General features: G+C 34.0%; 11 protein-coding genes. 2 read left to right on the forward strand and 9 right to left on the reverse strand.

Annotated features, from left to right (window positions below; genetic code table 11):
• Positions 1 to 79: 79 nt before the first annotated feature.
• The 5 genes from lpxD to Q0857_RS10055 all read right to left on the reverse strand — a co-directional run bounded on the left by lpxD (position 80) and on the right by Q0857_RS10055 (position 6,582).
• Positions 80 to 1,072 (reverse strand): UDP-3-O-(3-hydroxymyristoyl)glucosamine N-acyltransferase, encoded by a 993-nt coding sequence (lpxD, locus tag Q0857_RS10035; RefSeq protein ID WP_298534596.1) that lies wholly within the window; start codon positions 1,070 to 1,072, stop codon positions 80 to 82.
• Positions 1,073 to 1,315: 243 nt separating this feature from the next.
• Positions 1,316 to 3,694: an arylsulfatase gene (locus tag Q0857_RS10040; RefSeq protein WP_298534599.1), complete on the reverse strand. Its 2,379-nt coding sequence runs from the start codon at positions 3,692 to 3,694 to the stop codon at positions 1,316 to 1,318.
• Between the two features lie 134 nt (positions 3,695 to 3,828).
• Positions 3,829 to 5,001, reverse strand: a complete 1,173-nt coding sequence (locus Q0857_RS10045) for an LETM1-related biofilm-associated protein (protein WP_298534602.1) — start codon at positions 4,999 to 5,001, stop codon at positions 3,829 to 3,831.
• 128 nt (positions 5,002 to 5,129) lie between these two features.
• Positions 5,130 to 5,921, reverse strand: a complete 792-nt coding sequence (locus Q0857_RS10050; RefSeq protein ID WP_298534604.1) for a hypothetical protein — start codon at positions 5,919 to 5,921, stop codon at positions 5,130 to 5,132.
• A gap of 43 nt (positions 5,922 to 5,964) precedes the next feature.
• On the reverse strand, positions 5,965 to 6,582 hold the full coding sequence (locus Q0857_RS10055; protein ID WP_298534607.1) for a YceI family protein: 618 nt from the start codon (positions 6,580 to 6,582) through the stop codon (positions 5,965 to 5,967).
• A gap of 124 nt (positions 6,583 to 6,706) precedes the next feature.
• Between Q0857_RS10055 and hemN the strand changes: the two genes are divergently transcribed.
• Positions 6,707 to 8,071: an oxygen-independent coproporphyrinogen III oxidase gene (hemN, locus tag Q0857_RS10060; RefSeq protein WP_298534610.1), complete on the forward strand. Its 1,365-nt coding sequence runs from the start codon at positions 6,707 to 6,709 to the stop codon at positions 8,069 to 8,071.
• Between the two features lie 16 nt (positions 8,072 to 8,087).
• Complete coding sequence (locus Q0857_RS10065) at positions 8,088 to 8,921, forward strand: universal stress protein (protein ID WP_298534613.1); 834 nt, start codon at positions 8,088 to 8,090, stop codon at positions 8,919 to 8,921.
• A 61-nt stretch (positions 8,922 to 8,982) separates the two neighbouring features.
• Here Q0857_RS10065 and Q0857_RS10070 read toward each other — a convergent pair whose 3' ends face one another.
• From Q0857_RS10070 to Q0857_RS10085, 4 genes are read right to left on the reverse strand one after another with little or no spacing between them, the layout of a single operon-like run.
• Positions 8,983 to 10,401: a TolC family protein gene (locus Q0857_RS10070; RefSeq protein WP_298534616.1), complete on the reverse strand. Its 1,419-nt coding sequence runs from the start codon at positions 10,399 to 10,401 to the stop codon at positions 8,983 to 8,985.
• The gene (locus tag Q0857_RS10075) at positions 10,398 to 11,756 is read right to left on the reverse strand and encodes an HlyD family secretion protein (RefSeq protein ID WP_298534618.1); all 1,359 of its coding nucleotides are present in this window, start codon (positions 11,754 to 11,756) and stop codon (positions 10,398 to 10,400) included. The genes Q0857_RS10070 and Q0857_RS10075 overlap by 4 nt, the downstream gene beginning before the upstream one ends.
• 3 nt (positions 11,757 to 11,759) lie before the next feature.
• The gene (locus Q0857_RS10080; RefSeq protein ID WP_298534620.1) at positions 11,760 to 13,424 is read right to left on the reverse strand and encodes a peptidase domain-containing ABC transporter; all 1,665 of its coding nucleotides are present in this window, start codon (positions 13,422 to 13,424) and stop codon (positions 11,760 to 11,762) included.
• A gap of 2 nt (positions 13,425 to 13,426) precedes the next feature.
• Positions 13,427 to 14,101 carry a TetR/AcrR family transcriptional regulator gene (locus Q0857_RS10085; protein WP_298534624.1) on the reverse strand — a complete coding sequence of 225 codons (675 nt, stop codon included), beginning with the start codon at positions 14,099 to 14,101 and terminating at the stop codon, positions 13,427 to 13,429.
• Positions 14,102 to 14,237: the final 136 nt, after the last annotated feature.

Here is a 14,237-nt window from a genome sequence, read left to right on the forward strand (position 1 = left end):
AATTATTCACTTAGATTATATAAAAAACGACCTAAAATTTATTTAGGTCGTTTTTTATATAATGAAGTTTATTAAGCTCTTATTTTTTAGCTAATCGTCTCACAGCAACCCATTGCTTTAACATGTCTCTGGCTTCTTGAGCTGGATAACCTAGTACAGTTTGTCCAGCAGGGACATCGTTCATAACACCAGACCCAGCACCAACGGTAGCTCCTGAGTGTATAGTTGTGTGGTCTTTTATTGATGCACTACCACCAATAATAACACCATCGCCTAAAGTGACTGAGCCAGCAAGTCCACTATGTCCTGCCATAATACAAGAACGCCCCATTACACTGTTATGAGCAACTTGAACTAAATTATCAATTTTGCAGCCATCGCCAACTATAGTTGAGCTGAATTTGGCCCTATCTACGCAAGAGTTGGCTCCAATTTCAACATAATGCCCAATAATAACATTACCTATTTGGGGTATTTTTACCAATCCACGGCCATCATCACTAGGTCTATAACCAAATCCATCAGCTCCAATGCTAACATTAGTATGAAAAATACAATGACTACCAATAAGGCAGCGTTCTCTTACAACAGTTCCAGACCAAGCTATAGTATGATCACCAATGGTTGATTCATCAAACACACAAACGTTTGGATATAATATGACGCCTTTGCCGAGAATCACATCTTTTCCAACGTAACAATTTGCTCCTATTTTACAACCTTCACCAATTGAGGCTGTTTCATGTACAACTGCCGTTGGATGAATATCTGATTCAAATTCAGGTGCAGGTGGATTAAAAAGTTCCAAAATTTTAGCCATAGCCAAATCGGCATTAGGCACTTTAATTAGGGCACGATTATCATCAGGCTCTATCTTTAAATTGGCATTAACCACGGCCGCACAAGCCTTAGAATCTTCCCAATATTTTATGTATTTCGTGCTGCCTATAAAAGTAATGTGTTTAATTTCAGCATTTTGAAGTTCTTCTGGGCCTTCAATAAGTTGTTCTGTATTACCTATTAATTCTCCTTGTAAAAGATCATTTATGTATTGAATAGTATAAGATGCCATTTGGTATTTTTGGTTAATTCTGTTTGTAAAACTAACGGAAATATAATTAAATAATTACTTTTTTTCGGTCAAATACGTTTTCAATCAAAATAGATGAAATTATATAAAACCATATAATTATTAGAATGGGTTGAACTTATGAATTGTTAAGGAATTAAATAAAACCCACAATTAGCTTAAATGCCTATTGTGGGTTTTTAATATTAGATAATATTTCTAATTGTATTAGTATCCTTTATTAATCTATTCAGGAATACTAATTGTTACTTTATTGATGTAGCCTGTGAATTCAGAATCATGTACATCGTCAAACACCGTGTTCGCAACTTGGGTAGCATCGTCTTTACCAACATCGGCAGTTTCATCGGCTGAGAAAACCGCAGGTTGGGTTTTTTCAATGCGACCTTCAGCAACTAAATCACCATCTACATAAAGTTTTGCTAAACCACCTTTTCCAGCACCATCACCATCATAATCAAATTGTAATTTAATGTTCGCATTGTTATTTGTAATGGCTTTGTTTGACTGCACAGTATAGCTTTGTAAACCAAAATAGTTATATGTATATGCCGGTTTGCCTTCATTCATATATAATGCCCAGCCTCCAAACTTACCACCTTGGCAAAGAATGATACCACTGTCTTTCCCTTTAAGGGATACATAAGCATCTATTGTTTTCGAAGAATTTTTTATATTTAAAAATGTATTTTCTAGAATACCTTCCATGCCATTAGCAAGCGTTAATGATTTTCTGTCTCCCATTAAGTCAGGTCGCCCAGCCATTGCAGCATTAAAGCGTTCATATAATCTATCATCTAAAGGATATACATTATTAGCAATGGCTTCTTTTTCAAATAAGTCTACAAGTTCTTTTAGTTTTTCTGGGTTTTCATCGGCGAGGTTATTTACTAAACTAAAATCTTCATCAATATTATATAACTCCCATTTTTCCTCTTGAAAGGTCGCTCTTGGTTTTCCTACCCAGGGTACCATGTGTACCACGCGAGCTAACCAGCCCTTGTCATAGATAGCTCTATTACCAAACATTTCAAAATATTGAGTGGTATGTCTGTCTGCAGCATTAGCATCATCTAATGCGTATATCATACTTACACCGTCCATCGGGATTTGATCAACCCCATTGATTGATTTTGGTTCGGGTAATTTGGTAGCTTCTAGGACTGTAGAAGCTATATCGTTTACATGATGCCATTGTGAACGAATTTCTCCTTTAGACTTAATACCTGCAGGCCAATGCATAACCATACCGTTCCTAGTACCACCAAAATCGGCGGCCATTTGTTTAGTCCATTTAAATGGAGCATCTGTAGCCACTGCCCATGCTGCACTCATATGCGGGAACGAATTTGGTCCACCCCAATCATCTGCATGTTCTAGCATACTTTCAACTGTTTCTTCTCCAAAGATACCGTTAAGATGAATCAACTCATTGTAAGTTCCTTCAAGTCCGCCTTCAGCACTAGAACCGTTATCGCCCATGATATATACAAACAATGTATTATCTAATTCACCAACTTCATCAATGGCATTAACTAATCGTCCTACTTCATTGTCTGTATGTTCTGCAAAACCAGCAAAAGTTTCCATTTGTAAGGCGAACAATGCTTTCTCATCAGTGCTCAACGATTCCCAATCTTTTATATCTGAAGGCATTGGAGCCAATTGCGCATTTTCTGGGATGACCCCCATGGCTTTTTGTTTAGCAAAGGTCTCTTCTCTTAGATTCATCCAGCCTTTGTCAAATTTACCTTTATATTTTTTTATCCATTCCTCGGGGGCATGATGTGGCGCGTGGGTAGCTCCAGTCGCATAATACACCATAAATGGTTTATTTGGAGTCATGGCTTTTTGGAATTTAACCCACTCAATAGCCTCATTAGTCATATCTGTAGTAAAGTGATAATCTGGATCATCTTTTTTGCTCACCTTTGTGACGCCATCAAAAATTACGGGATCCCATAAGTTAGTTTCACCTCCAATAAATCCATAGAACTTATCAAAACCTGAGTTAGTCGGCCAGCGTGTAAATGGTCCGGATACAGAAACCTCCCACGTGGCAGTTTCATGCCATTTACCAAAAGCAGCAGTGCTATACCCGTTTTGTTTTAAGGTTTCAGCAAAGTATTTTGCATTGTCTGGACGTATCCCTTGATTACCTGAAAACCCTGTAGCTATTTCCATTACAGATCCTACATTTACATTGTGGTGATTTCTTCCTGATAATAATGACGCTCTGGTTGGAGAACAAAGGGCGGTGGTGTGAAAACGATTAAAACGCAACCCATTATTGGCTAACATATCAAAAGTAGGAGTGTTAATTGCTCCACCAAACGTACTTGTCGCTCCAAATCCAATATCATCAATTAAAACAACTACCACATTGGGGGCGCCTTCAGGTGCTTTAATCTCAAAAGGTTCAGGTTTTTCTACATCGCGTGCATCCATTATTGTTACAGGGTCATGTGTAGGTGGTTGTATAGGCAAAACGGTTCGATCCATAGTGTATTCCCCTGATGCAACAGCAGTTTGCGATTGCTTGTTTGGCCAATTACAACTCATTATTAGTCCAATAAGAGCTAATGTTAGTAATTTAGTTTTCATAAAAAAAAATGATTTAAGTTAGAAGTATTAAAAATCAGTATTTATAAAATTATAGAAAATTTACCACAAAGTCTATAAATATTATATTTATTATAGTTTTTAACGTAAGGTGGGCAGATATTATTGACGTTATCTTAATCCTCAATTCTATTTTCATCAAATGCAGAGGGCAAAAGTTTGGGTATGAACTTAACCACAAAAGGCAGTAGCAATGCGCCTCCAGGTAACAGGAAAATTGCCAAACTTGGGATGGATTTAAAAATATCTAATAATTGCTCTTGTACTTTTTTCTGTTCCTCTTTACTCAAATCGCGCACTGTAGATTGAGAAATTAGTACCATGAGTTCTTTACTATCTTTGATTTCTTGATACAGGCGCTTACTGTTTCTACTTATAAGCTTATGCACCATTTTACTTGAGTTATTATAAAAACTTTGAACAATGTTTTTTGAGCTTAACAGTGCAATATTGTCTTTATTAATGCTGTAAAATTGATTCACAGCTTTTATGGATTGATTGATTCTAGAAAGACTTAATTGTAAATCGCTGCCAAGTTTTTCTAAAAATTGTTGCTCTTCAAGGTCAATCATTTGATCACTCCAAGTAGCCATACATGCTAGGTCTAATATGTAATGCTTTTCCTGTTTCGATTTTATGAGTTTGACTGCTTTGTTATAATCAATATCAATATTATCATGATACCTTAGGGAAGATTCAAAGAGTTTAATTAAACTATCATCATATTGGTTTTTAGTCGCTTTAGAATTTAAAACATTTAGTGTTATCGCAACAATAGTAGACTCTAGTTTTTTAATATAATTTATAGATACTTTCTCTTTCTTTAGGTATTCGACATATGCCAAAACATCAACATATAACAGGGCATTAATAACAAAATAATTGAAATTTTTGGTTAATACATTGACATCTATTTGGACGCGCTTATGCACGATTTTTTCAAGTTGTTCACTAGACTTTATACCGCCCAATAAATCTTGAAAAATGGATGTTTTAACCTCATTAATCGAACCGTAAAAATCTATAACACTGTCTATAAAATTTGTTTTAGATTTAGAACGAGCATGGGTATAAAACAAGGATAATATTAGGTTTGTTTTACATAGTTCTTCTTCGGTCAAGTCTTTTTTTGAAAAAACCTGAACAACGACATCTAAATTACTACCATAAATAAAGCCACAGTCTCTCAAACTATCATAAAAACCTTCTTCACTAAACTTTAGAAAGATATTATTTTTTGATAGTTCACTGAGTAATTTTTTTATCCAACCAGCCGATGATGGATTCATAGTTTGTTCAATAAATTATGCCGCAAATGTAACATTTTAGCCAAATAATTCACAAATAAATCTTATGTTCTAACAAAGCCTGAATTCGGTGAAGTTTATCTCAAGAGGTGTTAGAATTGTGTTTTTGGTTATAAACTAAAAGTAGCTCCAACGATTGGACCAAAAACATTAACATTCGTTTCTAAGTTACCATTTTCACTGGCATCGACTCTTCGGTATTTGAAATTTCTAAAGCCTGCATTTACCGAAATTAATTTGGAAACTTTAAAAGTGTTTAAATAGACAAAATCGTAAGCGGATTTAGATGAATTTCCAATGCCAAACCCTCCAATGTCTAAATTAACACTTAGCATGAACTTATTACTAATAAAGAATTCGCTCTTTAAGCCTATCATTAAATCCCACCAATCTGCTAGTTGATTTATATTATCATTTATTAAGATGTCATCTTCAAAGGATAAACTGTATTGAAGCTGGACTTCATTCTTCCAGTACTTAGCGCCAATATTGGGAGTTAAAGACCAGCCTTTTAAAATTTCATCTTCATCATAATTGAAATTTTCATAAACTGTATAGCCAATTTTAAAAGTGAGTATATTTTGAATGATTTTTAAATCAATATTCAAATAACTATCATTCGAACTATCTCCCAAAGTGGCCCATGTACCATCAAAAATAAGATGAAGTTTTTTGTATTTGGCTTCAGCAGCTAGTTGAAATCCAGCATCAGTAATTGAAACCAAATCGCTAAACGATTGTCTTATTCTCGTGCCTCCAACATCGGTAGAGTTAAAAGCAAGCAGCCCATAAGGTGTAATATCAAAGGACCAATGCTTTTGATTAGTCGGGTTTGAATTCTGAGCATTGCTATTTCTAACTATTATGATGAAAACAAAAAGTAAAGCAATTTTAAGTTTCATATCTTAATATAGGATCGTTATTCGGTCTATAAGACCTCAATTGCTAATTTTTACGCAGAAAAGTATTTACCTCAATGGCTACATCTTCCCAAGTTTTGCTAATGCCGTCTGGACCTTTATGTAAATCAAAACAAACTTTATTTAATGAAGCTAAGGCGTCTAAAGCATTCCAGTCTGCCAGATTCATGGTGCCTGTTAGAGAAACACGTCTTTCCTCAGTAATTATGATATCCATTGGTAAATTATGAGTAACTCCATTCATGGTAAGCGAGGCAACTACGATATCATTTTCATAGTTTAGAGTTCCTTTAATTAACTCTGTATCTAACATGGCACCAAAAAATGATGTTTTAATTTTTGCATCACGGGTGTTCGTGGCATCATTAGTAAATAAACTACTTATTGGAATTGAGAAGCTTAAATTATTTAAAGCCTCCTGAGGTGAAGCCCCAGCTTGTTCTTTGAAATTTACAGTGGTAAATTCTCCTCCAACGCCTATCTTTTCGGTTGTTTTGTATGCCTTCCATGTAATCGATGTGGCTTCAGGTTTTACAACAAATTTTTCAGTTGGAGTAGTCTCTGTTTTAGATTCTTTTTTTTCGTTTTTACAAGATGTAACTACTAGTGCTAAAGCAATTAATAGGATACCTACTTTTCTCATTTTTCTTAGTTTTTTATTTAAGCGAAAGTTAAGGGATTAATGAATCAATTGCAAATATCTACCATGACATATGTCATATTTTACAGTCATTAAAAACCATAATTTTGAAGTATAAATGTTAGGTATGTTTAATTCATTAGTCAATAAATATAATATTGCGGGTCCACGCTATACAAGTTATCCAACGGTTCCTTATTGGGACGAGACGACGTTTTCTTCTGAAAAATGGAAAAGGTCTTTATTAAAATCGTTTAAAGAAAGCAATAAAAAAGAAGGAATTAGTCTCTATATACATTTACCATTTTGTGAAAGTTTATGCACGTTTTGTGGTTGTAACAAACGAATTACCAAACAGCACAGTGTGGAATCGCCATACATTAAAGCGGTTTTAAAGGAATGGCGTTTATATCTAGACGTATTGGATGAAAAACCAATAATTAAGGAATTGCACCTAGGTGGAGGGACTCCAACATTTTTTAGCCCAGATCATTTAAAAATATTGATCAATGGTGTCTTAGAAGGGGCTGTAAAATCTGAGGATCATGAGTTTAGTTTTGAAGGGCATCCTAATAATACAACACGAGAGCATTTGCAGGCTTTATATGATGTGGGTTTTAGGCGAGTGAGTTATGGCGTACAAGACTATAATGAAACCGTGCAAAAAGCAATTCATAGAATTCAACCCTTCGAAAATGTTAAAAAAGCAACCGATCTGGCTCGCGAGATTGGTTATACATCAGTTGGACATGATATTATATTTGGATTACCATTTCAAACTTTAGAACATGTTGAAGAAACTATTTTAAAAACAAAAGAACTTTTGCCCGACCGGCTTGCTTTTTATAGTTATGCTCATGTACCCTGGATAAAAGGAAATGGTCAGCGTGGTTTTAGCGATAAAGATTTACCTTCTGCGGAATTGAAAAGAAATCAATATGAACTTGGTAAACAGTTATTAGCTGAAGTAGGGTATGAAGAAATAGGGATGGATCATTTTGCATTAACCACAGATACATTACACAAATCGATGATAAGTATTGAGCTACACAGAAATTTTATGGGGTATACTGCTTCTAAAACTCAAGCAATGATTGGTTTAGGAGTATCTTCCATAAGTGATAGTTGGTATGGGTTTTCTCAAAATGTTAAAGCTATTGAAGAGTATTATAAACTATTAGAAGAGGATGCTATTCCTGTTTATAGGGGACATATTTTAAATGATGAAGATTTGGTTATAAGAAAGCATATTTTGAATTTAATGTGTCAATTTAAAACTTCTTGGGAGCTTGATGAGTTGTATTTCAAGGAATTGCCCGATAGTTTGATTCGATTAAAAGAAATGGAAAAAGATGGATTACTTCATATAAAAAATAAGACTATTGAAGTTACTACAAAAGGCCAGCCATTTGTTAGAAACATTTGTATGGCATTTGATGTGTTGTTACAAAGAAAACAACCCGATACGCAGTTGTTTTCGATGACCGTTTAATTAAAAAAACAGAGTTATGAAAAAAATAATTGTACCTATAGATTTTTCTGAACATTCAGAATACGCTTTAAAAACAGCCGCTAAATTGGCTAAAAGATATGATGCTGAGTTATTGGCTTTACATATGTTAGAAATGTCGGACATCATGCTTTCTGCCTCTGACGGTCTTCAAAATCAAAAAGCAGCATTTTTTCTGCAATTGGCTGAACAAAAGTTTGAAACTTTTTTGGATAAAGATTATCTAAAAGGCGTTAAGGTATCCCCAATAATAAAGCATTTTAAAGTGTTTAGTGAAGTCAATGATGTTGCTTTAAAAAACGATGTCGATTTGATTGTGATGGGGTCGCATGGAGCTAGTGGTATGAGGGAGTATTTCATAGGATCAAACACTGAAAGAGTTGTGAGGAATGCCGATATACCAGTACTGGTAGTTAAAAATGAATTGAGCAATGTAAACTTTGGAGTCGTTTCTTTTGCTTGTGATTTTTCTGAAGAATGCATAAAATCTTATTTGAATGCCATGAGCTTATTTAGAGCTATGGATTCTAAAGTCTATCTGGTTTATGTGAATCTGCCTAACGATAGGTTTAGAAGTTCCATAGAAATTGAAAAACGCGTCGTGAACTTTTTTACCAAAGCAGATGGTAATTTAGATAAAATGAGTGATGTGAATTATGTGTCTGATTATAATGTGGAAGATGGTGTTTTAACTTTCTCAAATAAAATAGGCGCAGATTTAATTGCTGTACCTACTCATGGTAAAAAAGGATTAGCTCACTTTTTTGAGGGTAGTATAGGCGAGGATGTTGCAAACCATTCTACATTACCTGTTATAACTTTTAAAATATAATAATGAGTGACTAACTCAAATTAAAAAAGGAGGTGTTTAAATAAAACATCTCCTTTTTATTTTACAGTATTGAAAGAGCCAATACATTAAATAGATTTGCTTTTGTATTAAAGAAGTCGTTTTCAATTGAAATGGCTTTAAGCTTAGCATCAATCAATTTAGATTCTCTTGAGTTTACTAGAAATAAAGAGCTTTCTCCTAAAAAGAATTTACGTTCTTCTGCAGTTAACATTTTATCATAATCTTCAACAATAATTTCGGTGTAATCATTTTGTAAAAGAAAGGATTCTAATTCTTGATTAATGGCATTAATTTTATTTTTTAACGCTACTTTGGCAGATTGAATTTCATATTGTGTGTCTTGCAGTTTAATTTTAGCCAACTTTAAATCACCACGTTCTTTTCTTAAAAACAAGGGAAAACTTATGTTTACACCGCTTTTATAATTTGAAGAATTAAAAGAATTTATGGATTCAGGAGTTTCTGAAAGAAAATTATATTGCAAATCTATTTGCGGTAAAAGGTTATTCATCTTTAAGCGTTTTTCAACGTTCAAACTTTGAAATTTGTAATCTAAAGACTTAAGCTTTGGGTGTTCATCCAAATTCATATTTTCAATATCTAAAATAGATGTATTCAAAGTATTGTCGATAGTCTTGAATATATTAATATCGGGAATAACCCCATCGTTAATTTCTATTGGTGTGTTTTCGTTTAACCAGAGGTAATTAGATAATTCCAAGGACGATTTAATAAATTTTATTCTTGATTTTTCAAGGTTTAACTTTCTATTGTTTAATGTAATTCTTGCTTCAAGAGTATCAATTGCTGGTTTGTCACCGACCTCATAACTCTTTTTAATACCATCAAAGCGCATTTGGGCATTATCTAAGAAATCCTCAAAAACGCGCTTTTCGTTGTATGTTTTTAGCCAATTAAAATAAGAAACAGTGGCATCAAAAAGAATGTTATTCACTAATAACTGGCGGTCTGCTTTGGCTTGATTGACAAACATTTTAGCCTGTTTTAACATGGCCATTCTTCTATTAGTCAATAGTCCTTTTGCTACAGATACAGATACACCAACACTATATAAACCATCTGCAGGAACGCTAGATTCAGGATTTAAAAAGACACCGGTGTTTTCTTCAAAGTTTCCTTTTAGCTCAATACCATACCAGGTAGGTATTTTAAATGCAGCGTTCAGCTTGTCATAGTATTCAGTATTTTTAAACTTCTTCCTGTCGTAATCTACTTCTAATTTGGGGTCGAAAGCGCCTCTCGATTTCATTAGTTTAGCTTCACTTTCAGTAATTATTAGGTTAGCCTGTTTGACTATGGGATGAAATGCTTTGACATAACCTAAATATTCTGATAGGCTAATAACCGATGTGCTGTCTTTACCAAAAACAGGAAAGCTATCTTGAGCCCAAAGTGTTGAACTCAAGAGAAGTAATATGTTTAGTATGAGTAATCTCATTTTTTGTCTTTTTTTGAGGCTGTTTTACTTCCTTCAGGTTGGTAATAATTTGGAGGGAAACTGTTTATTTGACGCCAAAGCTCAAACCAAATAGGAACATCTTCTAAAAGCGCAATAGTTTTTGCTCCAGAACCTACTCTAACAGCTTCGGGCCATTCATGGTCCTTTTCGTCTGGAGCTAATAAAACTCTGTATTTTCCATTAGGACTTATAAAACGCTCAATAGCCACGACTTTTGCTCCATAAGTTCCATAAGACACATTGGGCCATCCGCTAAATACAATGGCAGGCCATCCGTCAAACTGGACACGTACTTCCTCTCCTATATGAAGTAATGGTAAATCTATGGGTCTCACAAAAGTTTCAACAGCCATATCATAATTGGCTGGCATAATGCCTACTAATTCTGCACCTTCTTTAAAAGTTACACCTATACCTCCTGTCATGGCTTTGTTGATAAACCCATCTTGAGGAGCTGTAACGTAAAGTAAACTGTTTCGCTTTTTGTAATTACTATAAGCATTTTCAAGTTTAGTAACCTGCGCTTGGGTGTCATAACCACTGGATTGAGCAGTAAACATATCGCTTTGCGCCTTCGATATTTTATCGGCAAAAACAGCATTGGTTCTTGATAATTCTAATCTAGAATTAATAACTTCGTTTTGGCTAGTCAGATATTTGTTTTCTTGAGAAATAAATTTGGCTTGACTTTCTTGAAGTTTTAATCGTTTTTCTTCAACATCCCTTACAGCTTTTAAGCCTTCTTGCTGTAAGGTTTGAATTCGATTGAATTGAGTTTCTGCAATTTTTAAATTTGTTTTAGCGGCTTCTAGGTCGATACTGTCACTTTTTACTTTTAATCGTGATTGCATCAACTTATTCTGAGTCTGTTCAAGTTTTAGTTTTTGCTCGTATTTTAGAGCATCAATTTGCCTGTTTAAGGCATCCACTTTGCCTTCATATGCAGTAACAGAAGAGGTTTTGGCTTGAATTTGATCGTTCGTTCTTTCTACTAATTTATCATCAAAGTAGTCACTTTTTATTTCGGAAATTCTTAGAATAGTGTCTCCCTGTTTAACAAAATCACCTTCCTGAACAAACCATTCCTCAATACGACCCGGTATTTGAGATTGTATATGCTGTGGGCGCTGATTGGGTTTTAAGGTGGTTACTACGCCTTGGCCTGTTATATTTTGAGTCCATGGTAAGAATAAAACGATAAACAAAATGATAGCCGCGGCAAGAAGAAAACGGTTAAAGTATTTATAGTAAACCTTTTCCATTAAATTCTGGCCTGACTTAAATTTAGAAAGGTCTATCCTTTTATTTAATTGATTATGAGATATATTGAGCATTATTTATTTTTTAGTTTTAACTATTCCTTTTTCTAAAGTGATAACTTCGCTACACTTATTTGCCCAACCATCACTGCTACTTACTACAACTAATGCCCATGGTTGGTCTTTGTGCGTTAAGTAATCAATAATAGCGCTGGTTTCTCCTTTGTTAAAACGGTCCAAGGCATCTTCAAGAATTAAAACTTTAGGTTTTTTTAAGATGGCTCTGGCTAAAACAATTTTTTTGGCAAGTGTAAAAGACATTTGTCTTCCATCAGGATAAAGTATAGTCTTTAGTCCGTTAGGTTGTTCTTTAATGAAGTTTTTTAGCCCAACTTTATTAAGTACGTCATGAATGTCTTCATCAGAAATAGTTGGGTTTCCAAAAGTCAAATTATCTTTAATTGTACCTTCAAATGGTGTCTCGTCCGATAGCGATAATCCCAGTTGCGATCGGTAAAAGTTTAAATGTAAACTATTAATAGACATGTCATTGACGTAAAGGTTACCGCTAGTAGGCTGAACAACTCCTGAAATTAAGCGAAGTAGAGTCGATTTCCCAGATCCGCTTTCTCCTTTCACTAGAATTCTGCTATTCGGTTCAATCTTTAATTGGATATCTTTTAAAATATGCTTGTCTCGGTTAGAAACTTCATATGTCACATGATCCAATTCAATATGAATACCCTTATTAAACTGGGGTGCTTCACCATCTTGACTTTCCATCTTTTTATCTACGATTTGTCCTATTTTTTCAAGTGAGGTTAACGTATCGTAGAAAGATTCCAAACCTAGAATAAGCTTTTCCACAGAAGCAATCACAAGAAGTATAATGATTTCGGCTGCAACGAATTGGCCAATATTCATTTCTTGATTCAATACTAATGCACCTCCAATTAAAAGTAGGCTAGCGGTTACAATAACTTTGAAACTAATCATTTGAATATATTGAAGAATCAATACCTTAAAATGACTTTCTCTGGCTTTAAGGTAATCGTTTACCAAATCATCATTTTTACTTATTCCTAGACTCGTGCTTCCAGATAATTTGAAACTAATTACGGAACGCGCAATCTCTTGTATCCAATGGGCAACTTTGTATTTGTTTTTTGATTCTTTTAAACTAGTATCGAGTCCTTTTTTTGCTGTAAACTTAAATACTACAAAAATGAGTACTAAAAGAAGTAAGCCAAATATTATAAAGAAGGGATGGTAAAATGACAGGAGGATAAGTGCAAAAAGAATTTGCAAAACTGCTGTTGGTACGTCGATTAGTATTTTAGATAGACTTTTCTGTATCGTTAAGGTATCAAAAAAACGATTTGCCAATTCTGGTGGATAATAGTTACGCAGTTCAGACATTTTAATTTTAGGAAACCTATAACTTAACTCGAATGATGATCGTGTAAAAATACGTTGCTGAATCGTTTCAATAATGCGTAATTGCATAAGTTGTAAAGCTCCTGCAAACGCAACGCCTAAGGTTACAAGAGTCACTAAAACGATCCAAGAAGTGGATACCTGTGCGCCTTGAATTAGATTTATAATAGCTTGAATTCCTAGGGGTAAAGACAGCGAAATAACACCAGAAAAGATGGCATAGTAAAATATTTGCAAAATGTCTTTTCTTTCAAGCTGTAATAATCCTAGCAATCTTTGCCATGGGGTCATTGATGGTTGAACCATATTTATAATTTTAGGGCGTTTAAGGTTAAGTTGATATAGAAATCAGAAGGAGTAACACCGTCTTTGCAATCTGTCATGGATGAAAAATGGTCTCTTAAAAAGTGCTGGTGTAGGCTACCTTCAATAATAGTACTTGCTAAAGATGATGCGTATTGGTAATTAGGAACGGTTTGAGTTATAATGTCTCTCAACCTGTGAATAACACGTTTATAGATAACAAAATATCCGTCTTTATTTTCTTGGTCAACTTCTTTGGTTAGGAAGGATTTTGAATTTTCGTTAATAATTATTCTATTTAAAACAATCTCATTGATATGTGAAAAATTACTGTCCTCTTTAGTTGTTCTACATACAATATCAATGGCCTTTTTTAGTTTTTCGGTGGCATTATTAATGCTATGTGTTTCAAACACCAATTGATATTCAATCCAGGCCCAATACCAAGAAGATAAGTAAAGTAATAACTTGTGTTTACTCTCAAAATAACGATAAATAGAGCTTTCGTTAGAACCAATAATAATCCCTAGCTTTTTAAAGGTAAAACTGTCAAAACCAATCTCATTAATTAACAAGATACTATGTTCTATAATGCGTTTACCTAGCGCAGAAGACTCAGGGTCTTTTACAAAGATTTTCTCTGGTACCGCAATCTTCAAATTTGAAAGTAAATTATGCATAATTAAATTATTTAATTGCAAAAATAATAGTATTACTATTATTTTTGAAAACAAAGCTATTGCTTTTATAGATTGCTCTATAGAACTTCTCGATTTTACCATTTATTCTCCGTTTATGACATCTATTTTATTCTTA

This window comes from uncultured Algibacter sp. (genome assembly GCF_947495925.1).
Classification (GTDB): domain Bacteria; phylum Bacteroidota; class Bacteroidia; order Flavobacteriales; family Flavobacteriaceae; genus Algibacter_E.

Coding starts and splice junctions, on each gene's coding strand:
- Q0857_RS10080 (WP_298534620.1), bottom strand. CDS start 13,424: ATGGTTCAACCATCAATGACCCCATGGCAAAGATTGCTAGGATTATTA.
- Q0857_RS10040 (WP_298534599.1), bottom strand. CDS start 3,694: ATGAAAACTAAATTACTAACATTAGCTCTTATTGGACTAATAATGAGT.
- Q0857_RS10070 (WP_298534616.1), bottom strand. CDS start 10,401: ATGAGATTACTCATACTAAACATATTACTTCTCTTGAGTTCAACACTT.
- Q0857_RS10045 (WP_298534602.1), bottom strand. CDS start 5,001: ATGAATCCATCATCGGCTGGTTGGATAAAAAAATTACTCAGTGAACTA.
- Q0857_RS10050 (WP_298534604.1), bottom strand. CDS start 5,921: ATGAAACTTAAAATTGCTTTACTTTTTGTTTTCATCATAATAGTTAGA.
- Q0857_RS10055 (WP_298534607.1), bottom strand. CDS start 6,582: ATGAGAAAAGTAGGTATCCTATTAATTGCTTTAGCACTAGTAGTTACA.
- lpxD (WP_298534596.1), bottom strand. CDS start 1,072: ATGGCATCTTATACTATTCAATACATAAATGATCTTTTACAAGGAGAA.
- hemN (WP_298534610.1), top strand. CDS start 6,707: ATGTTTAATTCATTAGTCAATAAATATAATATTGCGGGTCCACGCTAT.
- Q0857_RS10075 (WP_298534618.1), bottom strand. CDS start 11,756: ATGCTCAATATATCTCATAATCAATTAAATAAAAGGATAGACCTTTCT.
- Q0857_RS10085 (WP_298534624.1), bottom strand. CDS start 14,101: ATGCATAATTTACTTTCAAATTTGAAGATTGCGGTACCAGAGAAAATC.
- Q0857_RS10065 (WP_298534613.1), top strand. CDS start 8,088: ATGAAAAAAATAATTGTACCTATAGATTTTTCTGAACATTCAGAATAC.